The sequence below is a fragment of the Pseudogulbenkiania sp. FW507-F1 genome, assembly GCF_058781125.1.
The window spans coordinates 41,337-67,397 of sequence record NZ_JBYSWM010000005.1 but is presented as its reverse complement, the minus strand read 5'-3'; the positions used below and the strand labels follow the sequence as shown (position 1 = coordinate 67,397).

Below are 26,061 nucleotides of genomic sequence, written 5' to 3'. Positions count from 1 at the left end.
GCTGCGGAAACTGCTTGGCACGGTGTGGCGTGGTGCTTATAGTCAGGATATAACCGCTTTGGAAAAAAAGCTACTGATTAGTAAAAGGTTGTACTCATGAGTATTTTAAGCAAGCTCAGCTTCAAGGATCAGGCGTTCAAACTGCGCGAACAGGCCGTGCTCGACGCCACCACCAAGCTGTTGGCCAGCAAGGGTTTCGACCTGATGACCATGGACGATGTGGCTGGCGAGGCCGGCATCTCCAAGCCCAGCCTGTACAAGCATTTCAAATCGAAAGAAGACCTCGCCACCGAGGTGATGATTCGCCTGCTCGATGGCGCGCTGGAGTATCTGGACGGTCTGGACGCCGGCATGAGCGGCAAGGAAAGGCTGGGCAGCCTGCTGGAGTGGGCGCTACGCGTCAGGCTGCAAGGCGGGCTGCCGTTTCTGCCGTCCAGCAGCCCGCAGGTGAGGGCGATGCTGACCCGCAACATCCGCTACGTGACGCGCGTCTACCAATTGCACAAGCAATTGCAGGGCATGGTGGACAAGGCAAAAGCGGCGGGCGAGATTCGCGACGATCTACCGACCGACGTCATCCTCTACGCCTACTACTCGCGCACCTGCGACCCCGCCGTCGACTACATGAAGGACTACGGGCATTACAGCGACGACGACATCGTGGCACACATGCGTTCCATGATTTTTACCGGGATTGCCAAAGACTAGGCCTGGCAAGCCGGGGGAAGGGCGGCCGCGAAGCTGGCTTGATGGCCGCGCCGCAGACTCATCGCGGCAAAACCGCCTCCGCGTCGTACAGGCTGTTCTCCAGCAGAGGCTTGCACAACAGATAGCCCTGCATCAGCTCTACGCCGATGTCCTGAAGACAAAGGTACTCACCCAGGGTTTCCACGCCTTCGGCGATGAGCTGGATGCCAAGTTGCCGGCAGATGTCGGCGACGCTGCGGACGATGGTCTGACTGGCATTGCGGGAGGCGATATTCCGCACCAACGCCATGTCCAGCTTGATGATATCCGGCTGGAAATCCGCCAGCAGGTTGAGGCCCGCATAGCCGGCACCGAAGTCGTCGATCGCCGTCATGAAACCGATACGCTGGTATTCCCTGAACACATCGGCCAACCATTTGCCATCTTCGATCTGCTCGCCTTCTACCGTTTCGAACACGATCCTGTCGACCGGAAAGCCATATTCTTGGGCCGCCTTCAGCGTCGTGCTGATACATACCTCCGGCCGGTAAATGGCATTGGGAAGGAAGTTGATCGAGACCTTGCTGGCGAGGCCCAGCCGGGCTGCGGTTTTGATCGCCTTTACCCGGCAGGCCTGATCAAACCGGTAGCGGTTGGCTGCCGTGACCTGATCCAGCACAAACTGGGCGCCCTCTCCGCGCGGGCCGCGTACCAGCGCTTCATGGGCGAACACCGTTCTGGCGCGGATATCGATGATGGGCTGAAAGGCAAAGCTGAAATCAAAATCCAGCGCATCGCCATCGCGGCAGATGCTACATGTGGGAGCATCACTCAAATGCCGTGCATGTTGCCCCTTGCCGATCGGATTCATGTGTGATGTCACCCCGAGAAAATGGTTTTGTGTGTCTTCATTACCCGTGCATCATACGTTGCGCCGGGAGCAGGGCAAGCAGGGGTATCGCTCTGTTCAGCCCAGGCTGGTGCTGGCGCGCAGCAGCCGATCGCGAACATGCAGCCATTGCGGCGTGTCGGGGGGCATCTCGATCAGGATGCTCTCGCTGCCGCTCGATTCCGCCTGATGCAGCGCGGCGTAAATCTGGCTGGCGTAGGCGGCCGGATCGGCTGGCAGCAGATAGCTGCGGTGCATGCTCATCGGTAACTCGTGAAACCCGATGAAGGCGCATTTTCCGCTCGGCACGCCCTGCGACAGATGGGCTCGCTCGTCATGCTCGAAGCGGTGGCACGGCAGCCGCGGCGCGTAGTGGGAGTCCAGCGCGCCCGGCACTCTGGGTGTCGGAGCAGCCGGCCGTTCCGCCAGCGGCAGGTAGGCGGCCAGTTGGCTGGCGCCGATGCAGCCGGGTCGTAGGATTCTCGCCTCCGGCCCGGACAGGTCCAGGATGGTGGATTCCACGCCGACGCGGCAATCGCCGCCATCCAGCACGGCGTCGATACGGCCCTCCATGTGCTTGAGCACGTGCGCGGCGCTGGTGGGGCTGATATGGCCGAAGGGGTTGGCCGAAGGCGCGACGACCGCGCTCCCCAGCTGGTCGAGCACCGCCTGGAACAGCGGGTGCGCCGACCAGCGCACCGCGACGGTGTCCTGGCCGCCGGTAATCAGCGGGGAGACGGCTGGCGCCGCGGGCAGCACCAGGGTGAGCGGACCGGGCCAGAAGGCTTCGGCCAGACGGAAAGCCACGGGCGGTATCCGGCAGGCCCAGCGCGTCAGATGGGCGAGGTCGGGCAGGTGAACGATGAGCGGATGATCGGCCGGCCGGCCTTTCGCACTGAAGACCGTGGCGATGGCCTGTGGGTTTTCCGCACAGGCGGCCAGACCGTACACGGTCTCGGTCGGCAGGGCGACCAGGCCGCCCTCTCGGAGCAGGCGGGCGGCGCGGTCGATATTTTCGGGGTGGGCGTTCAGGTAGTCCATGCTTGGGTTCTCAAGGGTTGCGGACAGCGCAGCAGGCCGGCGGCTTCACAGCTCGGCGGCATGCCAGTCGCCCTCGCGCCATTGTTCCAGTTGGTCTTCGGCGATGCGGTACAGGTGCAACCAGCGGTTGGCGACGAGTCTTGCCACGTCCGGCTGGCGCGCCAGGGCCTGTTCGATCAAAACGGCGGGCGCGTCGATGCAGGCCGCCAGGCGCAAGGGTTCATGCCGCCAGCGGCTGCCGTCATGCACTGACTGCCAGGAAAGACCGATGCGCAAGTCGCCGCTATTGCCTTCAAACACGCCGATACGGCCGCCCACCACGTTGTGCAACAGCTTGTTGCCGCTGCCGAAGCGCGTGGGATCGACCACGGAAGCGAAGTACTGCATGTTGATCCAGTGCGCCACCACCAGCGGCCCCGCCAGGATGCCGGTGAGCCGGCTGGCGTCCGCATCCTGCCGCCAGTCGTATTCCTGCAGGAAGGCGCGCCCGCCCAGGTCCAGTTGCGCGGTGCGAGCGCGCGGAGCGGCGATAAAGAACGCATTGTTGGTCAGGCCCCATTCGGGCCGGGTTTCCGCCCAGTGGTGCCCCTTTTGCCGCAGCAGCGCCAGCAGCTCGGCGTCGTCGAGGTTGTCCGGCACGCCATCGATGCCAGCCCGGCGGGCGCGGGCGCGGCGTTCCACTTGGTCGAGCACGGGCCGCAGCGCTTCGGCGCGCTGGCGCAAGGCCGGGTCTGGCGAGCTGGCCGGCAGGAGGTGCAGCTCATCGCTATGGGTCAGGTGCAGCACCGGCAGGAACACGGTGTCGGACGGAATCGCCAGCCCGGCGGCGGCGAGGCCCACACGTACCGCTGGACGGTGCAGCCAGTCGCTCAGCAACAGCACGTGCAGGTGTCCGCCATGTCCGCCGCAGGCGCCGCACTGCAGCGCCGAGGCTTGCGGGTTGTTGCTGCTGTGGCTGGCATGCCCGATCAACAGCACGGTGCGGGGAAAGTCGGCGCCGAGCCCCATGGCCGGCAGCAGCGTGGTCAGCACCGAGACGATGGTCCCGGTGTCGAGCTGGCGGCCAGCCGACACCATGGCCTCGTCCTCGCCGTTCAGCCAGGGATCGACTTCGGCCAACGTGGCGCGCGTCTTGCGCGGAAACGCCTTGCGCAGCAGCTTGCCGGCCTTGGTCAGGCCGGCGCTTTCCACCAGCGTGAAGGAAGACAGCGGGGCGCGCTGGAAATGACCCCACTCTTCGAGCCCCTTCTCCACCGGCGGCGCCAGCGCTTCCCAGCTTGGCGCCAGCAGGCCGGGCAGGCGCGGCTGGGTCCGGGTTTCTCCGGCGAAGCGGATCGCCAGCGGCAGCCCGAAAAAGCCGGCGAAACCGGCGCTGCTGGCCTCGGGTATCACCTGTTCCAGCGCCCGGCGCATCGGTTCGGAACGCACATCGATACAGAACACCGCATGCAGTTCGCGACCGACGCGCACAGGCTGAGCGTCCTGACGCGGCAGGGCGGCCAGCAGGGGCGCATGAGTGGCCAGCTCGGCGGCGCGTTGCCAGATCAGCTCGCGGTTGCCGGCCGGCGTTGTCGGCGCTGTCTCGGACCAGGCGGCTTGCCAGCGGTGCCAGCGGCTGCCGCTCTCGCGCTCGCCGTCATCGAGCAAGCACTCCCAGGCCAGTTGCATGGCCAGCAGCTCTTGCAGCAGCGAACAGCGCTTGCCCGCTAGTTCGGCCTGCCACAGCTGGTAGCGGCACCATGCCGCCCAGCCGCTGTTGCGCAGCAACAGGGCATAAAACCAGTCGTCGAGCCAACGGTTGGCGGGCTGTAGCTGTGCCAGCGCGTGTTGAAAGAGCCGGTCATGGTCCTCCGGCAAGCCTGCGATCGCCCCTTGCAGCCGTTGCTTGAGCCTGGCGTCGGGAGTGGGGACCGGCTGGATCGCCATTTCCTCCAGCCACGACTGGTACAGGTTGCGCTGGCGGTCTGGCTGCCAGTCGGCCTGGTCGTGGTCGAACCAGGCCGCGCAACACTGGCTGATCTGTTGCGTGACGACCTGGCGCCACGCCTGCACCCCGGCGTGGCCGGCCGGGTCGGGCCGCAAGTCGCTCAGCAGCAGCGCCGCACTTTCCTGACTCGGCTTGTTTGCCGGGGCGAGCAGCCACTGTTCCGGCGACAGGGTTTCGCCGTACTCCCGCATGGCGGCGTCCAAGTGGCGGGGGCTGATCAGGCCGCTGTCGTATTGCCGCCGGTAATGCGTCTCGTCGAGATGCAGGCCGCTGCCCGCCAGCCGATGCAGATAGTCGTGCGCCTGGGCAAACGGCTTGTCACGCAAGCCCCAGTAGGGGGAGCTGGCCAGCAGGCTGTCCAGCGGCCAGCTTGGCGCGATGCGATTGGCCGCCGCGTTTGCCGCCGTCTGCCAGTCAAGGTCGGGCTTTGTCATGAGCGGGGGCCTCCCTGAGCGCCGGAAAGGGTTGGATTGCCCGGCATCGCCAGGCGGGAGCGCACCGTGGCGCGCACCCACCATTCGTCCAGATACAAACCGCCGAATGCCAGCGCGTAGAGCCGTTGGCTGAGGCGGTGGCCGGGATGACGCACCAGCCAGCCTTGCAGCAGGTAGAGCGCGGCAAAGAACAGCGCAACCAGCAGCTGGCAGGACAGCGGCGCCCCGGCATGGTCGGTCTGCAGGCGGGCAAATAGGCTGTGCAGCAGCAGGTAGGCCTGGCACAGCGCCAAGGCCAGCACGTAGCCGCGCAGCCGCTGACACAGCGGGGCCAGCCCCAGGCCGATCACCACGACCAGCAGCAGCGGCGGTTGCACGGGGTGAGCAAGGGCATATGACCAGGCCTGCAGACTCGCTACCAGTAGCGCGATGCCGGCGATGCCGCTGGCAAGGTGCCGCCATGCGCCGCTGGCCTGCGCCGAGGCAGATTGACGGATGGTGGTGCGCACCTGGCTGCCGGAGCTGAGAAAGGCGTGCGCCTTGTAAATGGAGTGCGCCACCAGGTGGAGCAGGGCCAGCGAATACTGCCCGAGGCCGCATTCCATCAACATGAAGCCCATCTGCGCGCAGGTAGACCAGGCCAGGCGCAGTTTGATGCTGATGCGGGTTTGCATCACCCAGCAGGCCAGGCCGGCGGTGACCCCGCCCCACAGCGTCAGTAGCCAGGCCGTGGCGGGCGCCACGCTCCACAGCGGCGCCAGCTTGATCAGCACCAGGCCGCCCAGATTGACCACGCCGGCATGCAACAGCGCCGACACCGGGGTGGGGGCCTCCATGACCTGGGTCAGCCAGCCATGGAAAGGCAGCTGAGCGGTTTTCAGCAAGACGCAGCACACCACCAGCACGGCGCCCAGCGCTCGTGCAGCTTGCCGCAGCGGCTCGGCCAGCGGCTGCGCCGCATCTGCGAAATGCAGCGAGCCGACCGCCCAGGCGATCAACAGCGCACCCAGCACCAAGCACAGTTCAGCCAGCCGGCTGGCCACCGCCTCGCGCCGGGCGGCAATGCCGGCCTGGGGGCGGGACGGATAGAACGTGAGCAGGCTGTGCAGCGCCCGGCTGGTCAGCAGCCAGCCGCCCAGCAGGGTTGGCCAGTCGCGGCTGGCCACCACCAGCGTGGAACCGACAAGCAGCCAGCCAATCGCTTTCAGGTAGCGGGCCTGGCCCTGTTCGCCGCTCAGATAGCGGACGGAGAACCGCAGAATCACCCAGGCCAGCAACTGGATCAGAAGCTGGAACAGCAAGGCGGGCTGGATTCCCTTGGCCGCCATCAGCAGCGCGGCGGCTAGGGCGCCGGCCGCCGCGCTGGCCTGGGCGAGCCACCAGTGACGAGGCAGCGCTGGCGTACCGATGGCCGGCAGCAGCCACAGCAGGGCAATCAGCGCGTGTTCGGACAGCAACAACATAAGGACACCATGCCGGAATTGAGACAGCGGCACTATGCCCGGCAAATCATGTTCGGTAAAATACATTAATAAGTACAAATCGATCTATTTTATCGAATGATAAGCCGACTCAACTATCACCACCTCTATTACTTCTGGCGCGTGGCGGCCGAGGGCCACCTCACCAGAACAGCCGAACGCCTGCACATTTCGCAGTCCGCGCTGTCGGCGCAAATACGCCAGCTGGAAGAGCAGCTCGGCACGCCGCTGTTCTTGCGTGAAGGCAAGAAGCTGCTGCTGACGGAAATGGGTTCTTCCGTGTTGCGCTACGCGGAAGCGATTTTTGCGCTGGGCAATGAGTTGCTGTCCGCGACGACCAGCCAGGATGCGGGACAGGGTGGGCAGCTGCGCATCGGCAGCGTTTCCACCCTGTCGCGTAATTTCCTGGAAAACTTTCTGAACCCGGTGTTGAGCAAACAGGCCGTCAAGCTGAACCTGGAGGCGGGCGGGCTGGAAGAGCTGCTCAACCGGCTGAGCGCCTACGAGCTGGACGTGGTGCTGAGCAACCGCCCGGTCATCGCCGACGACAAGCACCCCTGGCGCTGCCGCACCCTGGCGCGGCAGGAGGTCTGCCTGATCGGGCCGCCGGGACTCATCGGCGAAGGGTTCGACCTGGGCAAGGTCCTGACCCGCCACCAATTGGTCGTGCCGAGCGCGAAAAGCGAAATCCGGGTTCGCTTCGACCTGCTGTGCGAGCAATTGGGCATCGAGCCGTGGATTCGCGCCGAAGTCGATGACATGGCTGCCTTGCGCTTGCTGGCGCGGGACTCGGGTGCGGTGGCACTGATTCCCGCCATCGTGGTCAAGGACGAGTTGAACAAGGGCCTGCTGGAGAAATATGGTTCAGTGCACGGCGTGGAGGAAACGTTCTATGCCATCACGGTGAGGCGTCGGTTTGAAACCCCGCACTTGAAAGACCTGTTTCAGCAGTTCTCGATGCCCGGCTAGATACTGGACGCGGCCGAGTCGACGCCTCCCGCGACGGCAGGCTGTCCGTCATGTTTCACCCCTGGGATCGTTCCCCCTGGCGTCGAGCAGCAACGCCGCAAGAATGCCGATGGGCAGCAGCAAGGCCCAAAACGACAGATTGACGTAGCCGAAGGCACCGCCGATGGCGCCGACGGCGAAGGCAAGAATGGGCCACAGGAACCTGACGATGCGTTCCCTGACGGCCGGGTCGGGCGTGGGGCAGGTCAGATCCAGCAGGTCGATCACCAGCTGGGTGACATTGCCGGTCATCACCGTGGTGGGGATGAGCTTGCTCAGCGCCAGCCGGCTGGCGGCATTTTGCACCCCCATGCCGGCGGCACCGAACATGCCGGCGACGAGCGCCGCCGTGGAGCGGCTGTCGCTAAGCGGCAAGGCGTAGAGGCCTGCCAGCATGAAGCCGGCCAACAGCATCAACTGCATGCCATAGAGCCACGGCAACGGGGATGTGCCCCGTGGCTCTTGCTGGCGCACGATCGCTCGCGTCAGCGCGATCCCGGCCACGAAGGCGGGGAAGGCGAGAAACTTGATCAACACGCCGTGGCTCGGCCTGGCCAGCTCGCTGCCAATCAGCACGAAGTTGCCGGTGACGTGTGCGGTGAACAGGCCGAACAGCGCGACGAAGCCGAGCGTGTCCACATAACCGGCGGTAAAGCCGAGCGCCACGCTGGTCCACGAGATGCGCGGCGCGGCGCCGTTGCTAGCGGTGCTGATGGCCATCGATCGAATACTCCCCCGGGCCGGCCAGCGCGATCGTGCCGAACACGATGACCAGCAGCCAGGCAAACTGGCCGGTGGCCACATCCCAATCCGGATGCACCAAGGCCATGGAAACGAGCAGCAGGAACAGGATGGGCAGGGTGGCCAGACGCGTCAGCCAGCCGGCGGCGATCAGCAGCGGGCACGCGATTTCGGCAAACAGCGCCAGCACCAGCGTCACCCCGCGCCCCAGGTGCAGGGGGTCGTCGATGTGCTGCAGTTCGGCGCTGAAGTGGATCAGCTTGGGCACGCCGTGCACGTAGAGCAGCAAGCCGCTGCCCGTCAGGCGCAGGAACAGCAGGCCGGCGTCCGGCCGCGGCCGGCGCGTCAAGTCAACCGGTTTGGCGGGATGGGGCCCGCCGTTGTTCTGGCGGCTGCTCATGCGAAGCTTCCCGCTATCACGTAGCCAGCCGTCATGGCGACCACCAGCAGGGCGCCGATGGGGGAAGGCGGCGCGGGGGAGGGAATATCCAGCCAGCGGCACAGGCCGCCGACCGCGATGCCCAGGACGGAACCGATCAACAGCGCTGTCATGCTTCGTTCCTTTTACCCAAGTCATGCCCGCCGCAGTGTTTCTTTTCTTGCGCAGGGCGTGAGGCAAGGTAGCGGTCGACCAACCAGTACCCGATGCTCATCATGAAAACCAGCAGGGCACCGGACAGGACCGGCGGCGACGCCGCCGGGATGCCGGTCAGCCGACAGCCGAATCCGATCAGGAACGACAACGCCAGGCCGAGCAGGATTTTCCAATAGTTCATGGTGATGCTCCTTCCTGCCTCAGAAGGCAAAGCAACTGCAACCGAACGCTCCCCAGAATCCGGCGAAGTCGGACACCGGCACGTTTGACTTGCGAGCCCTGTCGTGCGCATGGCCATGCACGCCGCAAGCGCCGCGGCACTGGTGCGGCAGCGGATTGCGCTGCTGTGTCGGCGCGGCACGGTAATGGCCCGGCACGGTCCTGACCGGAGACCAGTCCGGCAGGACCGGCAACGCTGACGGGGCCAGCGGGGTGAATTCATCGGCGCCGTAGACGATGTTGCCGCCCACGATGGTCAAGACCGATTCGATCGCCTTGATGGCTTCCGGCGTTACGCTGAAGTAATCGGCCGACAGCACGGCCAGGTCGGCCAGCTGCCCGGCCTTGATCCGCCCTTTCTTGCCTTGCTCGCTGGAGAACCAGGCGCTGCCCGCCGTCCACAGTTCCAACGCCGTTTCGCGCGACAGCCGGTTCTGCTCGTCATACAGCGGCAGCCCGCCCACCGTGCAGCCGGAAACCAGCCAGTAGAGCGCCGTCCACGGGTTGTAGCTGGCCACGCGCGTGGCATCGGTGCCCGCGCCGACTGGCACGCCCATGTCGAGCATGCGGGCGACCGGTGGGGTGTGTCTGGCCGCTTCCGCGCCATAGCGCTCGACGAAATATTCACCCTGAAACGCCATGCGGTGCTGGATGGCGATGCCGCCGCCCAGGGCGCGCACGCGTTCGATATTGCGCGGCGAGATGGTCTCGGCGTGGTCGAACAACCAGTGCAGCCCGTCAAACGGGATATCGCGATTCACCTTCTCGAACACGTCCAGCATGCGTCCGATGGATTCGTCGTAGGTGGCGTGCAGGCGGAACGGCCAGCGCTTGGCCACCAGGTGGCGCACGACCTTTTCCAGCTCGTCTTCCATCTGCGGCGCAAGGTCCGGGCGCGGTTCGAGGAAGTCCTCGAAATCGGCGGCGGAAAACACCAACATCTCGCCGGCGCCGTTGTGGCGGAAGAAGTCGTCACCCTGGCCGGGGCTGACCATGGCGGTCCATTGCTGGAAGTCCTCCAGTTCCTGCCCCTTGCGCTGGGTAAACAGGTTGTAGGCGATGCGGAGGGTTAACTGCTTGTTCTTCGCCAGCTCGGCGATGACATCGTAGTCTTCCGGGTAGTTCTGGAAGCCGCCGCCGGCATCGATGGCACTGGTGAGCCCGAGGCGGTTCAGCTCGCGCATGAACTGGCGTGTCGAGTTGACCTGATATTCCAGCGGCAGCTTCGGCCCCTTGGCCAGGGTGGCGTACAGGATCATCGCGTTGGGGCGGGCGATCAGCATGCCGGTGGGGTTGCCGGCCGCGTCGCGCTGGATCTCGCCACCGGGCGGGTTGGGGGTGTCCTTGGTGTAACCCACGGCGCGCAGGGCGGCGCGGTTGAGCAGGGCGCGATCGTACAGGTGCAGGACGAAGACCGGCGTGTCGGGTGCCGCCGCGTTGATCTCATCCAGCGTGGGCATCCGCCGTTCGGCGAACTGGAATTCGGTCCAGCCCCCCACTACGCGCACCCACTGTGGGTTGGGGGTGCGGTCGGCCTGTTCCTTCAGCATGCGCAAGGCGTCGGCCAGCGACGGTACGCCCTCCCAGCGCAGCTCCAGGTTGTAGTTGAGCCCACCACGGATCAGGTGCAGGTGGGAGTCGTTCAGGCCCGGGATCACTGTCCGGCCACCCAAGTCCACCATGCGGGTGGTGCCCGAACGGTGCCGCATCACCTCGTCGGCTTCGCCGACTGCAAGGAACGTGTCGCCTTTTATGGCCACCGCCGTGGCCTCGGGGTGTTCCCGATCCACCGTGTGGATCCGGCCGTTGAACAGAATCAGATCTGCGCTCATGGGAGCTTCTCCTGAAGGGGCCGGTCGTCGGGGCCGGCCCAGGTTGGCTTGCCTGCCGCTGCTCAGTGGCCTTCGCCGCCGCCGAACATGGTCTTGGCGTAGATCAGGCCCAGGCCATAGCCGCCGCCATGCGCAATCGAGGTGGCGACGGTTTCGTTGTAGGTTTCCCCGCGCGCCCAGTCGCGTTGCAGTTCGAGCAGGTACTGCAACGAGGTCATCGGGCGGGCGCCTTGTTGCACCATGCGCTCCATCGCGCGCTCGTGCGCCTCGTCGGAGACGTCGCCACAGGCATCGGCGATCACGTAGACCTGGAAGCCCTGATCCAGCGCCGACAAGGCCGGGCCGACGATGCATACCGAGGTCCACAGGCCGGCCAGCACGATCTTGTCCTTGCCAATCGCATTCACCCGCTCGGCGATGCGGCCGTCTTCCCAGGTGTTCATGGTGGTGCGGTCGATCGCCGACTCGTCGGGAAATACCGATTTGATTTCATCGAACAGCGGGCCGGAGAAGCTCTTCTCCGCCACGGTGGTCAGAATGGTCGGCACGCGGAATTCCTTGGCAGCCTTTGCCACCAGGGCAGCGTTGTTGCGCAGGGTGACCGCGTCGATCGACTTGGTCGCAAAGGCCATTTGCGATTGGTGGTCGATCATGATGAGGGTGTGGTTGCTCGGGTCAAGCAGGGTCTGGCCAGGCTGGGCTTTGGCGATGGGCATGATGGTCTCCTGATAGGGGCTTCTCGATGGGTGGGTGACTGTCGCGCAAGACCGGTGCGCCGGAGGCAGGTCCGGCGGCGGCGTCTTGTGTTGGAAAAGTAGTTTTGTCGCCCCAATGGCACAAGCGAAGATTTCCGATCGGCCTGATCACATTTTTCGAACCCCATGGCAAGCCGGCCGGCGGCGCGCTACGCTGTCATCTGGCCTGTGGGGAAAAACGAGCGATGAAACTGAGTCTGGAAGCGCTGGAAGTGCTGGATGCGATCGACCGGCACGGCTCCTTTGCCGCGGCGGGGGAAGCCTTGTTCAAGGTGCCGTCCTCGATCAGCTACATGATCGGCAAGCTGGAAGAAGACCTGGGCGTCACCTTGTTCGACCGTACCGGCCTCAAGGCCAAACTGACGCCCACCGGGCAGGCCGTGCTGGAAGACGGGCGGCGTCTGCTGCGCGGGGCGATCGCGCTGGAGAGGCGCGCCAAGAAAATCGAAGCCGGCTGGGAGAGCGAGCTGCGCATCGCCGTGGACGTCATCCTGCCGTTCCGCATCTTGCTGCCGTATATCACGACCTTTTACGGGGAAAACTCACAAACCCGCCTGCTGTTCAGCCACGAGGTGTCGGGCGGGCCTTGGGAGGCGCTGCTGGACGGCAGGGCGGATTTCGCCATCGGCGCGCTGGATCACGCGCCCAATCTGCCCGGTTTCTCGAGCTGTGCCATCGGCCAGGTGCAGTCCGCCTTCGCCGTTGCCCCCGGGCATCCGCTCGCCGATGCCGTGGAGCCGCTCGACCGCTCGGTGATCGGGCAGTATCGTCAGGTCGAAATCCAGGATACGTCGCGGCAACGATTATTGCGCCCGCTCGATCTGCAAATCGGCCAGGATTTCCTGCTGGTGCCCAATCTCGAGGCGAAGCTGGAGGCCGTACTGGCCGGGCTCGGCTGCGGCTTTTTACCGGGCTGCCTGGTTCAGCACTGCGCCAATCTGGGCAAGCTCAAGGTCAAGGAAGTGAAAGAGCCGCGGCCGCTCAAACAGTTCTTTGCCGCCTGGAATACCGGCGATGCCGGGCTTGGTGTGCAGTGGTGGATCGAGAAGCTCTCGCAGGGGGATTTCATCAACGATGCCCTGATCGTCAAGACGCTGGCGGCCACGCCTTTGTCCCTGTAAGCGCAGGTCAGCTCCTGCCGGGTTGGCGGCAACGGCGATACGCGATCGGTTGGCTATGGTGATCGCGCTGACAGATGGCGATGGACTCGGAGATGGCTGCTGGGGTAAGGCACTTCGGCCAACGGGGGGAGAAGACATCGGGCTCCCCTCGTCGGCGGGAGCCCGATGTTCGTTGCGGTGGTATCGGTTTACTTGGCAAGAGCGGTGTGGATGGCCTTGACGGTATCGGTGCCGATGCGCGCGGCCATCTCGTTCTGAACCGGCTGCATCGCCTTCACCCAGGCGGCTTTCTCGGCCGCGGTGGGCTCGTAGATTTGCGTCTTGCCCGAAGCCTTGATGGCGTTCAGGGCGGCGGTGGTGTCTTTCTCGGCCATCTGGTCGTTGTACTCGGAGGCGTCCTTCATCGCCCCTTCCAGCGTGGTGCGGATGTCCCCGGGCAGGCCGTCCCAGAACTTCTTGTTCACCACCACGGCGTAGCCGCTATAGGAGTGGCGGGTATTGGTCATGTATTTCTGCACCTCGAACTGCTTCTGGGTGTACAGATTGGAAATGTTGCCGTCGGCGCCGTCCACCACGCCGGTCTGCAAGGCCTGGTAGACCTCGGACAACGCCATGGTCTGGGGCAGGGCGCCGACCGACTGCACGATGGCGGTGTTCACCTTGGACGAGTTGATGCGGATCTTCAGGCCCTTGATGTCCTGCGGTGTGCGTACCGGCCTGTTGGCGCTGAACACGCGAAAACCGTTGTCCCAGAACGCCAGTCCTTTGAGCCCCCGGGGCTCGAGTTTTTTCAGCAGGGCTTGCCCGACCGGGCCGCGCGTCACTTTGTGCACCTGGTCTTCGTTCATGAAGAGATAGGGCAGGTCGAAGACCTCGAATTCCTTCAATCCCATCGGACCGAATTTGCTGGTGGTCGGCGCCAGCATCTGCACGGCGCCCAGTTGCAGCGCTTCCAGTTCTTCCTTGTCCTTGTACAGCTGGCTGTTGGGATAGATGACGACCTTGACCTGGCCCTTGGTGCGTTCTTCGGCCAACTTCTTGAAGTACTCGGCAGCCTGGCCCTTCGGCGTGTCGGGTGCGACGACGTGGCTGAACTTGATGACGATGGGGGTGCTGGCAAAGGCCGGGGCGGTTGCGCTAAAGGCGGCGGCGATGGCCAGCGAGGTGATCAGGCGCTTCATGAATCTGTCTCTCCTTGACGTTGTAGGCTTCCTGGCCGTCGGGCCAACAGCGATCGTGATCGTGTCTGCCGTTCAGGCTCTTTTCATGGCGTCGCGCGGTGGTGGGTGTTCGGCCAACCCTTGGTTTGGTGGAGGCTCCGCTTCCGCGCTTCGGTGAGGCCATTGTCGCCAGAGACTTCTCTTTTGTTAAATGCATTATTGTTGTGTATTGATGAGTTTTTCTGTATTTGGCGAGTGGAGGAAATTCCGTACCGGCAGCGGCTGGCGCGGCGCAATCCAAGATGGCGGCGGAGGCGCGTTCCCGGCGCCTCGACCAAAAAAAGAGCCGCCCTGATTGCGGGGCGGCTTAATGGAGTCACACTGTGGAAACGGTGCCGATCATGCTGGCTCGCGGTGCGGGCGGAATCGGGGTTTTCTCTGCCTGTACTGGCAGAGGCCATGTCCGAATTGTGCGCATCCGCTGGGTATGAGTAAAATGAATTGATATAAGTGATTGTTGAGTATTGCTCATGAAAATCGACACGATCGGCGTGCAGGCCTTCATTGCCATTGCGGAGAGCGGCAGCTTCCAGACCGCCGCCGAAAGCCTGTTCCTGTCCCAGGCCGGCATCACCCGACGGCTGCAGAATCTCGAGGAGTACCTGGGCGTCAAGCTGATCGAGCGCACCACGCGCTCGGTGGCGCTGACCCGCGTCGGCGAGGATTTTCTACCGCATGCCAAGCGTTTGCTGGGGGAGCTTGCCAGCTCGCTGGGCGAAATCCGCGATACCGGCAAGCTCAAGCGCGGCAGCGTCACCATCGCCTGCGTGCCGACGGTGGGGGTGCGCTTCCTGCCCCGGATCATCCAGGCCTATTCGGCCAAATACCCTGACAACCGCATCAAGATCCTCGATCACACCTCCGCCGGGGTGTCCAGCGCCGTGCTGCAGCGCGAGGCCGAGTTCGGCATCACCATCGCCGGCTCGCACCACGCCGAACTGAGCAGCGTCCCGCTGCTGGAGGACGACTTCGTTCTGATCTGTCGCGACGACCACCCGTTGAGCGAGCGCACGCAGCTCTCCTGGAAAGAGTTGGAGCCCTATTCGCTGATTTCGATCGGCCAGTTCAGCGGCAACCGGCCCTTGCTCGACCGCGCCCTGGAGGGGCAGAACCTGGCCCTGCAGTCGGTGTACGAGGTGCAGCGTGTTTCCACCGCGCTGGGGCTGGTGGCGGAAGGGGTCGGCGCCGCCGTGTTGCCGCGCCTGGCCTTGCAGAGCGACGCCTACCCGCGCATTCGCGTGCTGTCCCTGGTCGATCCGGTGATCGCCAGGGGCTTGGTGCTGATCGCGCGTAAAACGGCCGAATTCTCGCCGGCCGCTGGCGCGCTCTACCAGATGGTGCGCGAATCCACGGAGAGTGGTTAGAGGCCACGGCAGGTGCGGTCTGGGGCCGCGACAATGCCGGTTTCCGGGCTGGGCGCGGGTCGAAATGAGCGCTGGCATGGCTATCGTCACCGGCCTGTAGTCCTGCCTGAGTCGGAGTAGATCAAAAATCGAATTAGAAGGGTGGCATAGCTCCCGCCAGGGGCTATGCTGAAATCAGATTTCTCCTCTTTGGGCCCCGCCAGCGTTGCCGGGGCCCTTTTGTATTTCCACCGCCTGGGCAGGAAAGGCCGGGAGCGCATGCGGCAGCCTGTGTCAGCAAGGGGGGGCTCAGCCTTTGCGAGCACGATGTCGTGATAAAAGCGGGTACAATTTGCGTTTACGCTTCAAGACAAGATGGAAAGCTGGATTTGATGGTGTGGGTCCTATTGTTGCTGTGTGTGGTGGTGGCGGGTGCCTGGCTGGTGCGTAGTGGCAGGTTGCCGCTGGAAAAGCTCACGCACTGGTTTGATCGTCTGTTCGACATTGGCGATGACCGGCGTGCCGAGGAATGGGATGACACGACCTTGTTCGAGCCGGTGCCGCGCCCGAATCAGCCCGCCTCGCCGGCCATGGAAGAGGCCCGACCGGTGTCGGCGCCGGGTGACGCCGCGTCCCGCCCCGCATCCGCGCCTCCGGCTCGGCGCACTCCGTCGATGCCGGACCCCGGTCTGCCGCAAGTTGAACTGCCGCGCTTCCAGGCCCCCCTGCGCCGTCCGGCCGAGCCTCTGCGGGTGCAGCCCGGGGCCGCCGACGCCGTGGAATCTCGTTCCGCGCCAGCGGCGACGGCTCGCCGCGGCTCGGTCGCACCCGCACCCGACAGGAACCTGCCCCATGTCGAGCTGCCCCGTTTCCAGACGCCCGCCCGCCGCCGCCAGGCCGAACCGGCCAACCCGGCGCTGCCGGTGATCGGGCTGGCCGACGTGCAGCATAACCTGCACGCCGGCGTGCGACGGCGCCAGCGCGAGAACGATCTGAAAGGGGGTGGGCGTCCCCGCGCCGGGCTCGAGTCCACTGCCCCGGAGTTGCCGCTGATCGGTGCCGACGAGGTGAGGGCGCAATTGCGCCAGATTCATGGCGACAAGCCGCCGCAGCACTTCACCCCGGTGGCCAAACCGCTCAAGGGTGTTCCGGCGCCAGCCAGCCCGCGTCCCGTCGTGGTGCCGCCAAAACCGGTGATCGCCACGCCGCCCCTGGCACGGCCGGCCACGGTTGCCGCGCCACGCGCCCCCATCATGCCGCCGGCCGCGATGGAGCCGCCTTCGGCGATTCGGACCGTTGTCGATGCCGCGCCTGTCAGCATGCCGAGCGCTCCGGCCATGCCCGAGTTTGTCGCCGTAACGCCGCCGCCGGCCCCGGCGACAGCGGTTGTGACGGAGCCCCCGCCGCAATGCGAACCGGCTGTTCGCGAGTCCGCGCCGGCTCCGGTGCCGGCGGCGGACGCCGCCCCGGTTGCCGTCGCGGTGCCCAACATGAAGATGAAGGCGGCTCCCGACGAGCCCGCCCCCCGGCCCGATCCCGCGGCGTCGGGGCAAGCGGCGGTTACCGCGCCAGCCTGGAGTGCGGTGTCAAAGCCGGCGGCTGCCGTGGTTGAGGAGGTCGAGCCGGAACCTGTTGCCACCACGCCACCTGAAACGCCGCAGCGGCCGGCGTCCGGTCTGGTCTGGGAAATGATCAGCGAGCGTCCCGCACCCGCACCCGCATCAGGTTGGCCGAAAGCCGAGCCGGTTGCCGCCGCCACGGCCGCGTCAGTCTATCCCGTCTCCGAGCCGATCGAGATCGAGGCCGAGGATGCGATCTGGCCTGACGTGGAACCCGCCCGCGCGCCCGCGGCCCCCGTGCTGCATAAGCACCCCTTGCCGGTGATCTACGGCGAGGTCTGCCTGCCGCCGCTGGAGCTGCTCAACCCGGCCGACGGTTTCGAAGAACCTCAGAACGAGGAGCTGCTGCTCGAACGCGGTATCGTCATCGAGGAAAAATGCGCCGAGTTCAAGGTCAAGGTTAGCGTGGTCGATGCCTACGCCGGCCCGGTTATCACCCGCTACGAGGTGGAGCCGGCGGTCGGCGTGCGCGGCAACCAAGTGGTCAACCTGGTCAAGGACCTGGCGCGCGCGTTGGGCCTGGCGTCGATCCGCGTGGTCGAAACCATTCCCGGCAAGACCTGCATGGGGCTGGAGCTGCCCAACCCGCGCCGACAGATGATCCGCCTCTCGGAAATCTTTTCGGCCAACGTGTTCCAGGGCTCCGCCTCGCGCCTGACGCTGGCGCTGGGCAAGGACATCACCGGCCAGCCGGTGGTGATGGATCTGGCCAAGGCGCCGCACCTGCTGGTCGCCGGCACCACCGGCTCCGGCAAGTCGGTCGGCGTCAACGCCATGATCCTGTCGATGCTGTACAAGGCCACGCCGGACGAAGTGCGCTTCATCATGATCGACCCCAAGATGCTCGAACTGTCGGTGTACAACGACATCCCGCACCTGCTGGCGCCGGTCGTGACCGACATGAAGCTCGCTGCCAACGCGCTCAACTGGTGCGTCGGCGAGATGGAGAAGCGCTACCGTCTGATGAGCGCGCTGGGCGTGCGCAACCTGGCCGGCTTCAACCAGAAGGTGCGTGAGGCCGAAGAGGCCGGCCACAAGCTCACCAACCCGTTCAGCCTGACGCCGGAAACCCCGGAACCGCTGGCGCCGCTGCCGTTCATCGTGGTGGTGGTGGACGAATTCGCCGACCTGATGATGGTGGCCGGCAAGAAGATCGAGGAACTGATTGCCCGCCTCGCGCAGAAGGCCCGTGCCGCCGGCATCCACCTGATTCTGGCCACGCAACGCCCGTCGGTGGACGTCATCACTGGCCTGATCAAGGCCAACATCCCGACCCGCATCGCCTTCCAGGTGTCGAGCAAGGTCGACAGCCGCACCATTCTCGACCAGATGGGGGCGGAAAGCCTGCTGGGTCAGGGCGACATGCTGTTCCTGCCGCCGGGCACCGGCTACCCGCAGCGGGTACACGGCGCCTTCGTCACCGACGAGGAGGTGCACGCCGTGGTCGAGCACCTCAAGCAGTTCGGCGAGCCGGATTACGTGGAGGGGCTGCTCACCGGCGAAGCGGAGGCGGAGGAGGCCGCCACGGCTGATACTGGCGGCAAGAGCACGGCGGAAACCGATCCGCTGTACGACGAGGCGGTTGAGATCGTGCTGCGCACGCGCAAGCCGTCGATCTCGTCGGTACAGCGCCACCTGCGCATCGGCTACAACCGCGCCGCGCGGCTGATCGAAGAAATGGAGGCGGCCGGCATCGTCAGCGCCATGGAGAGCAACGGAAACCGTACCGTGCTGGTGCCCGACCGCTCTTTCTAGCCCCGGCTTTTTCCCATGACAAAAGCGCGGCTTCGGCGGCGCTTTTGTCGTTTTATGTCCAACGTGGCAAATGCTGACCGGGCCGGCATGGCCAGGAGGCAAGCGGTGAAGGAGCCGGCGGTTCCCGTTTTTCGCCGTCCAGCTCCGGGATAGGGCGGATATGAGATCATGGGGAGCATTCAACTAGCGGAGGGATGGCCATGTCGCCAATACTGCAAAACCTGCTGAAACTGCTCGATACCCCGCGCGACGGAGCGCTGTTGCGCTTCGGCATCGCCAACGAGTACGTGCATGCGCAAGACTGGGCCGAAGCCGAAAAGCACCTGAGGGCGGCGCTGACGATGCAGCACGACTACTCGGCGGCCTGGAAGCTCCTGGGCAAGGTGCTGGCCTCGGCCGGTCAGGAGCGAGAGGCGCTGGCCGTCTATCAGGAAGGCATCGCCGTGGCCCAGGCCAAGGGCGACATCCAGGCGGTCAAGGAAATGACCGTGTTTGCCCGCCGCCTGCAGAAAAGCCTGGGCGAGACCGGCTGATCGCGCCATGGTCCGCCCCGAAAGGGGGCCTGCTGCAAATCCCGCCTTAGGATGATGCCGATGCTGTTTCACAGCGTCGGATGTCGTCCTGCCCCTTCGAGGTGATATGCTCGCAGCGTGCCAATAAGCCAAACAATCGTTTGGTTGATCGGAGGCGAGACATGGACGTCAATAACCGTGATGTGGCGGGCGACGCGCCGACCTTGTCGGAGCGGCTCGCAGCACTGCGCCAGCTATGCCGCGAGCGGGACGATTCGACGCTACCGCAGCGGCGCACGCTGTTGCAGTCCCTGGCGCACCTGCTGGTCGACCACCAGGCTGCGTTGGCGGAAGCGGTATCGGCCGATTTTGGCCGCCGCAGCGAGGTGGAAACGCGCGTGTTGGAGCTGTTCCCGACGCTGGAGGCGATACGCCACGCTCGGCATCACCTGCCGCGCTGGATGAAGCGTCAGCGCCGTGGCGTGGCATTCTGGTTCTGGCCAGGGCAGGCCTGGGTCGAGCCGCAGCCGCTCGGCGTGGTGGGGATCGTGGTGCCATGGAATTACCCGCTCTACCTGGCGCTCGGCCCGCTGGTGAGCGCGTTGGCCGCCGGCAACCGGGTGATGATCAAGATGTCCGAATTCACCCCGCGCACCGGCCAGCTGTTGGCCAGCCTGCTGGAACGCTACCTGGGGTCCGAATGGGTGCAGACGGTCAACGGTGGCGTCGATGTGGCCCGGGCCTTCAGTGCGCTGCCCTTCGATCATCTGCTGTTCACCGGCTCCACCGAGGTGGGGCGGCAGGTGATGAAGGGCGCCGCCGACCATCTGGTGCCGGTGACGCTGGAGCTGGGCGGTAAATCCCCGGTCATCGTCGCCCCCGGTTTCTCGCCGGCGCGTGCTGCGGCCGCCATCGTGGCAGGCAAGCTGCTCAACGCCGGCCAGACCTGCGTGGCGCCGGATTACGTGCTGGCTCCGGCCGGCGAGCGTCAGGCTTTGCTCGACGCCATCGAGAAGGAGGCGGCTCGACGCTACCCGCACTGGGTCGACAACCCCGATTACACCACCATCATCAACCCGGACCAGCTGCAGCGCCTGGAAGGGCTGCTCGACGATGCCAAAGCAAAAGGGGCGCAGATACGCCAGGTGAATCCGCCGCCCGAGGACTGGCGCATTCGCCGCGCCTTCCCGCTGACGCTGGTGTGGAACTGCCCACGGGAGGCCGCGCTGCTGCAGCAGGAGATTTTCGGCCCCATCCTGCCTCTGATCGAATACGACTCCATCGAGACCGCAATCGCCTACGTCAACCAGCGGCCTCACCCCCTCGCGCTCTACCTGTTCGACGACAACGCCCAACGGGTTCGCTCAGTGCTGCGCCAGACCCGCTCGGGCGGGGTGACGGTCAACGAGACCATGCTGCACGTGGCGCAGGGCGATCTGCCCTTCGGTGGCGTCGGCCACTCCGGCATGGGGCATTATCATGGCCGAGAGGGCTTTCAGGCGTTCTCCAAGCTGCGTCCGGTCTTCCGGCAGGGGCGGCCGAACGCCATCGCCTGGATGCGGCCGCCCTACGGCAGCCGCGCACGCTGGCTGCTGAAGCTGATACTGCGGCGTTGAGCAGCCGCGTCATCTGCCGGCAGCGCTTACGCCGGCTTGAATGCTGGGGGCGGCAACTGGCGGGCGATCTGCCCAGCCAGCTCGACCAGCCCCTGGTTGAGCGCCCTGACCAGGGCCGGGTAGCCGTCCCCTTGCTGGCTGGCTTCGATGCGGAAGGGGTGGCGGCTCGGCGTCGCCGACCGTCCATCGCGTAGCAGCCAGTGCCCGCTCAGCACGGCACGTCCATTGAAGCGGCCGTTGAACTGGTCGAACACGACTTCCAGTACCGGATCACGCGGGCCGCCGCCGCTCAGCGGGGTGGACCAGCCGTAGTGCGGTCGCAACCGGCCCAGCTCGGCGCTCAAGCGGCGGCCGATGGCTTGCTCCGGCGGTTCCGCCCAGAGGTTTTGGCGGGCGGTGGCGATGGTGACGTCGTCGCTCTGGTAGACGATGTTGCGGTCGTTCAGGTAGTCGGGTAACCGGACGCTGAGCTGAATGTTGCCCTCGACAGCGACGGACTGGGACGCCGCCATGGTCTCGTCCGACAGCCGGTAGTAGTGGACCTCGGGTGCGCTGGCGCAGCCGGCCAGCGCGGCCAGTAGTGCAAGCCCGGAACAGCGCATCATGGTGTGGCTCCTTTCGGCTCGGGGTCGCGGGCGGAACGGTTGAACAGCAGGGCGTTGGGGGTTTCGTCCAGGGTGCGGACGACCGGGCGCATCTCCCGCAGCAACTGGTTCAGCGTCGACAGCGATTGTTGCAGCTGCTGGTAAGCGGGGGACTGCGGCGAGACGCCATTCAGCGTTTGCTGCAATTCCTGCAGGGTGCCGCGCAAGTCTTGAGGCAGCTGCTGCGTATCCGGCTGGGCCAGCAATCCGTCCAGGCGCTGGGTCAGGCGGCGTACCTCGCTCAAGGTGCGCTGTCCTTCGGCCAAGGTCTGGTCGGCGGTGTTCAGCGTCGTGTCGAGCTTCAGGCCGTTGAGTTTGTTGAGCAGGGCGATCACCTTGGTCTCGATCTGGGCCAGCCCTCCGCTGGTGGTCGGCAGCACCGGCAGGCCGTCGACGCTGGCGGTGTGCCGTTCGCGCAGCTTGCCGTCGAAATCGAGGTCGACGAACACGGCGCCGGTCAGCAGGCTGCCGGTTTTCAGGCGGGCGTTGAGCCCTTCGCCAATGGCGCGTTCGATTTCTTGCTGCCAGTCGTTCGGGCGGGATTGGGTAAAGGATTCGATGCGGTCGGGTTCGATGCGCAGCAGCACCGGAATGCGCCGCTCGCCGAGCACCCAGCGCTTCTGGCTCTTCAGCGGGTAGGGGAGCGCTTGCACCGTGCCGATGCGCAGGCCCCGGTACTCCACCGGCGCGCCGACCGTCAGGCCACGCACCGATTCGTCGAAGAAGGCCAGGTAATCGATATGCCGCCCGCTGTATTGCTCGTTGATGCTGTCCTGGTCCGGGTAGAGGTTGAACGGAGTCATGTTGGCAACCCGCCCTCCTAACGGTCGGCCACGCGGAACGTCGAAGGCGACGCCCCCGCTGACCAGGGTTTCCAGCGAGCCGGTGCGTATCTTGAGCCCTTCGGCGGTGGCGCTGATCTGCAGGCCGCTGGCGACCCAGAAGCGGGAGGTGTCAGTCACCAGCCGGTCGTAGGGCTGTTCGATGAACAACTGGTAGTTCATTTGCCGGGTGGCCGGGTCGAAGTGGGCCGTTTCAACCCGTCCGACCTGAAACCCCTGGTACAGCACCGGGTCGGCCACCGACAGCACCCTCACATTCTGGCCGTTGAGGCGAATCCGCAGCCCCGGGACATCGGGGCCGGTGACCGGTGCCGACGCCAAGGCCTGGAACTCCGTCTTCCGTTCCGGCGACTTGCCTGGCTGCAGTTGGATATAGGCGCCGGAGAGCAGCGTGCCCAGCCCGGATACCCCGGTCTTGTCGATGCGCGGCTTGACCACCCAGAAGCGGCTGTCGACGCTCAGCAGCGAGTCGGTGCCGGCGTCGAGCCGGGCCGTGACCCGCACGCTCTTGTTGTCGGGGCTCAGCCGTACGGCGGTGACTTTGCCGATATTGACGTCGAGCACCCGTATGGTGGTTTTTTCCGGGGTGATGCCCTCGGCGCTGGCCATGTTCAGCGTGATCTCCGGCCCCAGCTTGCTCCAGGTGTCGTAGATCATCCATAAGCCCGCCAGCATGGCGATGATCGGTACGATCCAGACCATGGAGAGCCGCCGCTGTGGCCGGGTTCGTGCCGGATGTTGGTTTTCGTCAGTGGAATTCGTCATGTTCTTATCCGGTTGAACCCGGTTGTTTTACATCCCATAACAAGCGTACGTCAAAACTCATGGCCGACAGCATGGTTGCCAGGACCATGCCGCAAAAGGAGAGTGCGGCGACACCGGGGTGGACCGACATCAGCGAGCCCATGTGCACCAGCGTGACCAGGATGATGACCACGAAGACGTCGACCATCGACCAGCGGCCGATAAAATCGATGACGCGGTACAACCGTGTCAGGTGCAGCGGGTGGACCTGGTGCGGGATGGCGGCGGCTAGGCAGAGCAGGGCGAGCGCAATCATCTTGGCGATGGGAATGAACACGCTGGCGACGAAGATGATCAAGGCAATCGGGTAGGAGCGGTTCTGCCACATCACGAAAATACCCTGGACGATGGTCGACGGGGTGATACGGCCGAGCGACTCGGTCAGCATGATCGGGTACAGGTTGGCCGGGACGTAGAGCACCACCGCGGCCAGCAGCAGTGCAGCGGTCTTCTGCAGGCTGCGGGGATGACGGGCATGCAGGGTGGCGTGGCAGTAGCGGCAACGCGCTTCGCTGGCCGGCGACAGAAAGCCGCAGGTATGGCAGCCATGGCTCGGTTCGGCCTGGTCCTGCGTGGGGTCGGTGCCATGCAGCAGGTTGATGCGGTAATGCAGCCAATGCGGCTCGATCAGGCTGCCGGTGCGCGTCAGCGCCAGGCTGAAGCCCAGCAGCGCCCAGAACGACAGCCCGAAACCCACCTGGGCCAAGGAGGCCATCTTGATCATGCTGACGATGGCGCCAAGCAGGAACACGTCGACCATCATCCACGGTTGAATCCGCCCGACCAGTGTGGCCAGTGGCCGCAGGCCGGGCAGCCGGCGCCCGGTCTTTATGCCGGAAAACAGATAGATCACGGTCAGCAGGAACAGCCCGGGCAGCAGCAGCACGCACAGCAGCAGCACGTTGGCCAGCAGGGCGAAGTCGCGCCGGTAGATTGCCTCGGCGTTTTGCAGCAGCGAGATCTGGGTCTGGTTGCCTTGCACGTCGATGGCGAGCAGCGGAAAGCTGCACGCCAGCAAGAGCAGTATCAGCGAGGTCCAGGCGAAGGCCAGGGGGGCGTCGACGGGTGAGCGCGGGATGCTGACCAGGTGCTCGTCACAGCGCGGGCAAAACGCCTCTTCGCCTACCCGCAGAGCGGGCAGGGTGACGTGCAGACCGCACTGCGGGCAGGCCATGACGTGCGAGGGCAGGGTCATCGGCTCGGCCGGGGCGAACGGGGTGGCCAGGGTGGAGGGCATCTTGTGCTGGATCGATAGCGATATAACCGACAGTCTACGTCGAAACCGCGCCGGAGGGAGGTATTGGTCGGCAGGGAGGGGCACCGAGCCCGAGGGGTGTCGGCAGTTGGCGGGGCCGTTTGACCGGGTCTAGCTGTCGTAGCGGCGGCGCAGTTCGGTGAAGGCGGCCAGGAAGGGCGGTTGCACATAGGGCTTGAGCAGGGTGAGCACCTGCTTGACGCCACGCCGGCCCGACGCTTCTGTGATGACGGCCTTGGGGTGGGCGGTTTGCTCGAAGGCGAACCAGAACTTCACCACCAGCCAGATATTGACCGAGATCGACTCGATATCGTCGTCGTCCATTTCCAGCAGCCCGAGCTGGATGAAGGCGCGAAAGTGATGGCCGAGAATGTCTTTCAGTTCGCTGTTGACGAACTGGTGGTACTCGTTCTGCAGCTGCGGGTTGCGCGCCAGCAGGCCGGGCAGGTCGTAGAACATGAAGCGGAAGCGCCACATCGCGAGGAAGGCGGTGTCGAGGTAGTTCACCAGGTCTTCCACCTGCAGCTCGCGTTCGGGTGGAACGGCAAGCCGCTCGGTGATGAAGCGGCGGTATTGCAGGAAGATCTGAAGGACGATTTCTTCCTTGTTGCGGAAGTGGTAGTACAGGTTGCCCGGGCTGATCCCCAGGTGGGCCGCGATGTGGTTGGTGCTGATGCTGCGTTCGCCCTGTTCGTTGAACAGCGTCAGGCTTTCCTCGACGATACGATCGTACGTCTTGATGCGTTTTCGGGTCATGGGGCAGGGTGGCAGCAGGGTGAAGGCCGTGAGTATGCCATGGCTAGAGCTATTGCTCTACGGCCTTTTCCGGAAAACAGCGGCACATGAACTGGTGCAGAATCGCCTGTTCGACCCGATGTCTGTCCTTGGCGGGGATGGAGATGCGCAGGATGAGGTTGTAGCGCTTGTCGTCGATCGGGAAGATGGCAATGCGCGGCTCTACCGACGGGGTGTCGACCAGGTGGCGGGCGGCGATGCGCTCCATGTGCTGGCGCGCAGCCTGCACGTGCGGGGCGCACGCCTCCTCGGCGGCGGCTTTCAGCAGGCGTTCGGCCTGGGCCGGCGGGACGCTGTAGGGCACCGCCACGGTCGTGACGTGCACCACGTAGTCGCCCATGTAGTTCTCGCGCACCACAGGGTGGCTCAGCAGCAGGCTGTTGGGGAAGGAGACCGCGCGGCCGGTGAGCTGGTGGGCGTCGTGGCGCGGGCCGATCTCCATGATGGTGGTAGAAAACAGGTTGATGTCCACCACTCGGCCGCGCAGGTTGGCGATTTCGATATGGTCGCCCAGGTCGAAGCTGTTGCTGGTGGTGCGGATCAGCGATCCGCCCACGCACATGAAGAGCTCCTTGGTGGCCACCACCAGGGCCGCCGCGAAGGCGACCATCGACAAGGCGATGGTCTCCAGCTGCTTGGCCCAGATGGTCACCATGCCGATCAAGCCCAGGATCACCAAGCCGTTGCGCAGGCTGATCGACCAGCGCCGCCGCACCTCCAGGGGCACGTTGGGGTTGGCCGAAATGGCGCGCATCACGGTGCTGCGCACCACCACCAGCAACAGCACCAGCGCAACCGAGCGGATGATGTCGATCACATAGAGGTGGCTGAGGCTGGCCAACCAGTCGAACAGACGCTCCATTCCG

The 26,061-nt window shown here is 65.2% G+C and carries 23 protein-coding genes; 7 read left to right on the top strand and 16 right to left on the bottom strand.

Annotated elements, in window-relative coordinates; genetic code table 11:
- The first annotated feature begins 96 nt into the window (after positions 1 to 96).
- Positions 97 to 708 (top strand): TetR/AcrR family transcriptional regulator, encoded by a 612-nt coding sequence (locus AC3WG5_RS04705; RefSeq protein WP_014087479.1) that lies wholly within the window; start codon positions 97 to 99, stop codon positions 706 to 708.
- Positions 709 to 766: 58 nt separating this feature from the next.
- On the opposite strand, the gene AC3WG5_RS04700 is transcribed toward AC3WG5_RS04705, so the two are convergent.
- The 4 genes from AC3WG5_RS04700 to AC3WG5_RS04685 all read right to left on the bottom strand — a co-directional run bounded on the left by AC3WG5_RS04700 (position 767) and on the right by AC3WG5_RS04685 (position 6,501).
- Positions 767 to 1,558 (bottom strand): EAL domain-containing protein, encoded by a 792-nt coding sequence (locus AC3WG5_RS04700; RefSeq protein WP_492567976.1) that lies wholly within the window; start codon positions 1,556 to 1,558, stop codon positions 767 to 769.
- A gap of 96 nt (positions 1,559 to 1,654) precedes the next feature.
- Positions 1,655 to 2,617 (bottom strand): L-threonylcarbamoyladenylate synthase, encoded by a 963-nt coding sequence (locus AC3WG5_RS04695; protein WP_492567975.1) that lies wholly within the window; start codon positions 2,615 to 2,617, stop codon positions 1,655 to 1,657.
- 45 nt (positions 2,618 to 2,662) lie between these two features.
- On the bottom strand, positions 2,663 to 5,038 hold the full coding sequence (locus AC3WG5_RS04690) for a YbcC family protein (protein ID WP_492567974.1): 2,376 nt from the start codon (positions 5,036 to 5,038) through the stop codon (positions 2,663 to 2,665).
- The gene (locus AC3WG5_RS04685; protein WP_492567973.1) at positions 5,035 to 6,501 is read right to left on the bottom strand and encodes an NADH-quinone oxidoreductase subunit L; all 1,467 of its coding nucleotides are present in this window, start codon (positions 6,499 to 6,501) and stop codon (positions 5,035 to 5,037) included. Before AC3WG5_RS04685 ends, AC3WG5_RS04690 begins: the two co-directional genes overlap by 4 nt.
- Before the next feature lie 96 nt (positions 6,502 to 6,597).
- On the opposite strand from AC3WG5_RS04685, the gene AC3WG5_RS04680 reads away from it, so the two are divergent.
- Positions 6,598 to 7,488, top strand: coding sequence for a LysR family transcriptional regulator (locus tag AC3WG5_RS04680; protein ID WP_014087474.1), 891 nt, complete (start codon positions 6,598 to 6,600; stop codon positions 7,486 to 7,488).
- 48 nt (positions 7,489 to 7,536) lie between these two features.
- Here AC3WG5_RS04680 and AC3WG5_RS04675 read toward each other — a convergent pair whose 3' ends face one another.
- The 6 genes from AC3WG5_RS04675 to AC3WG5_RS04650 form a co-directional block, all read right to left on the bottom strand.
- Positions 7,537 to 8,247: a YoaK family protein gene (locus tag AC3WG5_RS04675; RefSeq protein WP_492567972.1), complete on the bottom strand. Its 711-nt coding sequence runs from the start codon at positions 8,245 to 8,247 to the stop codon at positions 7,537 to 7,539.
- A complete protein-coding gene (locus AC3WG5_RS04670; protein ID WP_492567971.1) occupies positions 8,228 to 8,668 on the bottom strand; it encodes a DoxX family protein in 441 nt (146 codons plus the stop codon). The genes AC3WG5_RS04675 and AC3WG5_RS04670 overlap by 20 nt, the downstream gene beginning before the upstream one ends.
- Positions 8,665 to 8,820 carry a XapX domain-containing protein gene (locus tag AC3WG5_RS04665; RefSeq protein WP_008952875.1) on the bottom strand — a complete coding sequence of 52 codons (156 nt, stop codon included), beginning with the start codon at positions 8,818 to 8,820 and terminating at the stop codon, positions 8,665 to 8,667. Before AC3WG5_RS04665 ends, AC3WG5_RS04670 begins: the two co-directional genes overlap by 4 nt.
- Positions 8,817 to 9,044 (bottom strand): DUF1427 family protein, encoded by a 228-nt coding sequence (locus AC3WG5_RS04660; RefSeq protein ID WP_492567970.1) that lies wholly within the window; start codon positions 9,042 to 9,044, stop codon positions 8,817 to 8,819. Before AC3WG5_RS04660 ends, AC3WG5_RS04665 begins: the two co-directional genes overlap by 4 nt.
- Positions 9,045 to 9,063: 19 nt before the next feature.
- Complete coding sequence (locus AC3WG5_RS04655; protein ID WP_492567969.1) at positions 9,064 to 10,914, bottom strand: amidohydrolase; 1,851 nt, start codon at positions 10,912 to 10,914, stop codon at positions 9,064 to 9,066.
- Positions 10,915 to 10,976: 62 nt separating this feature from the next.
- Positions 10,977 to 11,630, bottom strand: a complete 654-nt coding sequence (locus AC3WG5_RS04650) for a hydrolase (protein ID WP_008952872.1) — start codon at positions 11,628 to 11,630, stop codon at positions 10,977 to 10,979.
- A 224-nt stretch (positions 11,631 to 11,854) separates the two neighbouring features.
- Here AC3WG5_RS04650 and AC3WG5_RS04645 point away from each other — a divergent pair, with 224 nt between their 5' ends.
- Positions 11,855 to 12,790, top strand: a complete 936-nt coding sequence (locus tag AC3WG5_RS04645) for a LysR family transcriptional regulator (RefSeq protein ID WP_492567968.1) — start codon at positions 11,855 to 11,857, stop codon at positions 12,788 to 12,790.
- Between the two features lie 188 nt (positions 12,791 to 12,978).
- On the opposite strand, the gene AC3WG5_RS04640 is transcribed toward AC3WG5_RS04645, so the two are convergent.
- Complete coding sequence (locus AC3WG5_RS04640; protein WP_492567967.1) at positions 12,979 to 13,971, bottom strand: TRAP transporter substrate-binding protein; 993 nt, start codon at positions 13,969 to 13,971, stop codon at positions 12,979 to 12,981.
- 509 nt (positions 13,972 to 14,480) lie between these two features.
- On the opposite strand from AC3WG5_RS04640, the gene AC3WG5_RS04635 reads away from it, so the two are divergent.
- From AC3WG5_RS04635 to AC3WG5_RS04620, 4 genes are all read left to right on the top strand, one after another.
- The gene (locus AC3WG5_RS04635) at positions 14,481 to 15,374 is read left to right on the top strand and encodes a LysR family transcriptional regulator (protein WP_482581354.1); all 894 of its coding nucleotides are present in this window, start codon (positions 14,481 to 14,483) and stop codon (positions 15,372 to 15,374) included.
- Between the two features lie 371 nt (positions 15,375 to 15,745).
- Complete coding sequence (locus AC3WG5_RS04630; RefSeq protein WP_492567966.1) at positions 15,746 to 18,727, top strand: DNA translocase FtsK; 2,982 nt, start codon at positions 15,746 to 15,748, stop codon at positions 18,725 to 18,727.
- Between the two features lie 200 nt (positions 18,728 to 18,927).
- Entirely contained in the window at positions 18,928 to 19,260 is a 333-nt protein-coding gene (locus tag AC3WG5_RS04625; RefSeq protein WP_008952867.1) for a tetratricopeptide repeat protein, read from the top strand.
- A gap of 161 nt (positions 19,261 to 19,421) precedes the next feature.
- The gene (locus AC3WG5_RS04620; RefSeq protein ID WP_492567965.1) at positions 19,422 to 20,855 is read left to right on the top strand and encodes a coniferyl aldehyde dehydrogenase; all 1,434 of its coding nucleotides are present in this window, start codon (positions 19,422 to 19,424) and stop codon (positions 20,853 to 20,855) included.
- Between the two features lie 26 nt (positions 20,856 to 20,881).
- Here AC3WG5_RS04620 and AC3WG5_RS04615 read toward each other — a convergent pair whose 3' ends face one another.
- The 5 genes from AC3WG5_RS04615 to AC3WG5_RS04595 all read right to left on the bottom strand — a co-directional run bounded on the left by AC3WG5_RS04615 (position 20,882) and on the right by AC3WG5_RS04595 (position 26,057).
- Entirely contained in the window at positions 20,882 to 21,460 is a 579-nt protein-coding gene (locus tag AC3WG5_RS04615) for a PqiC family protein (RefSeq protein ID WP_492567964.1), read from the bottom strand.
- Positions 21,457 to 23,106 (bottom strand): intermembrane transport protein PqiB, encoded by a 1,650-nt coding sequence (gene pqiB, locus AC3WG5_RS04610; protein ID WP_492567963.1) that lies wholly within the window; start codon positions 23,104 to 23,106, stop codon positions 21,457 to 21,459. The genes AC3WG5_RS04615 and pqiB overlap by 4 nt, the downstream gene beginning before the upstream one ends.
- A 4-nt stretch (positions 23,107 to 23,110) precedes the next feature.
- Positions 23,111 to 24,382 carry a PqiA/YebS family transporter subunit gene (locus AC3WG5_RS04605; protein WP_492567962.1) on the bottom strand — a complete coding sequence of 424 codons (1,272 nt, stop codon included), beginning with the start codon at positions 24,380 to 24,382 and terminating at the stop codon, positions 23,111 to 23,113.
- Between the two features lie 129 nt (positions 24,383 to 24,511).
- Complete coding sequence (locus AC3WG5_RS04600) at positions 24,512 to 25,156, bottom strand: TetR/AcrR family transcriptional regulator (RefSeq protein ID WP_008952862.1); 645 nt, start codon at positions 25,154 to 25,156, stop codon at positions 24,512 to 24,514.
- Between the two features lie 49 nt (positions 25,157 to 25,205).
- On the bottom strand, positions 25,206 to 26,057 hold the full coding sequence (locus tag AC3WG5_RS04595) for a mechanosensitive ion channel domain-containing protein (RefSeq protein WP_492567961.1): 852 nt from the start codon (positions 26,055 to 26,057) through the stop codon (positions 25,206 to 25,208).
- Positions 26,058 to 26,061 lie beyond the last annotated feature (4 nt).

Coding starts and splice junctions, on each gene's coding strand:
- AC3WG5_RS04705 (WP_014087479.1), top strand. CDS start 97: ATGAGTATTTTAAGCAAGCTCAGCTTCAAGGATCAGGCGTTCAAACTG.
- AC3WG5_RS04700 (WP_492567976.1), bottom strand. CDS start 1,558: ATGAATCCGATCGGCAAGGGGCAACATGCACGGCATTTGAGTGATGCT.
- AC3WG5_RS04695 (WP_492567975.1), bottom strand. CDS start 2,617: ATGGACTACCTGAACGCCCACCCCGAAAATATCGACCGCGCCGCCCGC.
- AC3WG5_RS04690 (WP_492567974.1), bottom strand. CDS start 5,038: ATGACAAAGCCCGACCTTGACTGGCAGACGGCGGCAAACGCGGCGGCC.
- AC3WG5_RS04685 (WP_492567973.1), bottom strand. CDS start 6,501: ATGTTGTTGCTGTCCGAACACGCGCTGATTGCCCTGCTGTGGCTGCTG.
- AC3WG5_RS04680 (WP_014087474.1), top strand. CDS start 6,598: ATGATAAGCCGACTCAACTATCACCACCTCTATTACTTCTGGCGCGTG.
- AC3WG5_RS04675 (WP_492567972.1), bottom strand. CDS start 8,247: ATGGCCATCAGCACCGCTAGCAACGGCGCCGCGCCGCGCATCTCGTGG.
- AC3WG5_RS04670 (WP_492567971.1), bottom strand. CDS start 8,668: ATGAGCAGCCGCCAGAACAACGGCGGGCCCCATCCCGCCAAACCGGTT.
- AC3WG5_RS04665 (WP_008952875.1), bottom strand. CDS start 8,820: ATGACAGCGCTGTTGATCGGTTCCGTCCTGGGCATCGCGGTCGGCGGC.
- AC3WG5_RS04660 (WP_492567970.1), bottom strand. CDS start 9,044: ATGAACTATTGGAAAATCCTGCTCGGCCTGGCGTTGTCGTTCCTGATC.
- AC3WG5_RS04655 (WP_492567969.1), bottom strand. CDS start 10,914: ATGAGCGCAGATCTGATTCTGTTCAACGGCCGGATCCACACGGTGGAT.
- AC3WG5_RS04650 (WP_008952872.1), bottom strand. CDS start 11,630: ATGCCCATCGCCAAAGCCCAGCCTGGCCAGACCCTGCTTGACCCGAGC.
- AC3WG5_RS04645 (WP_492567968.1), top strand. CDS start 11,855: ATGAAACTGAGTCTGGAAGCGCTGGAAGTGCTGGATGCGATCGACCGG.
- AC3WG5_RS04640 (WP_492567967.1), bottom strand. CDS start 13,971: ATGAAGCGCCTGATCACCTCGCTGGCCATCGCCGCCGCCTTTAGCGCA.
- AC3WG5_RS04635 (WP_482581354.1), top strand. CDS start 14,481: ATGAAAATCGACACGATCGGCGTGCAGGCCTTCATTGCCATTGCGGAG.
- AC3WG5_RS04630 (WP_492567966.1), top strand. CDS start 15,746: ATGGTGTGGGTCCTATTGTTGCTGTGTGTGGTGGTGGCGGGTGCCTGG.
- AC3WG5_RS04625 (WP_008952867.1), top strand. CDS start 18,928: ATGTCGCCAATACTGCAAAACCTGCTGAAACTGCTCGATACCCCGCGC.
- AC3WG5_RS04620 (WP_492567965.1), top strand. CDS start 19,422: ATGGACGTCAATAACCGTGATGTGGCGGGCGACGCGCCGACCTTGTCG.
- AC3WG5_RS04615 (WP_492567964.1), bottom strand. CDS start 21,460: ATGATGCGCTGTTCCGGGCTTGCACTACTGGCCGCGCTGGCCGGCTGC.
- pqiB (WP_492567963.1), bottom strand. CDS start 23,106: ATGACGAATTCCACTGACGAAAACCAACATCCGGCACGAACCCGGCCA.
- AC3WG5_RS04605 (WP_492567962.1), bottom strand. CDS start 24,382: ATGCCCTCCACCCTGGCCACCCCGTTCGCCCCGGCCGAGCCGATGACC.
- AC3WG5_RS04600 (WP_008952862.1), bottom strand. CDS start 25,156: ATGACCCGAAAACGCATCAAGACGTACGATCGTATCGTCGAGGAAAGC.
- AC3WG5_RS04595 (WP_492567961.1), bottom strand. CDS start 26,057: ATGGAGCGTCTGTTCGACTGGTTGGCCAGCCTCAGCCACCTCTATGTG.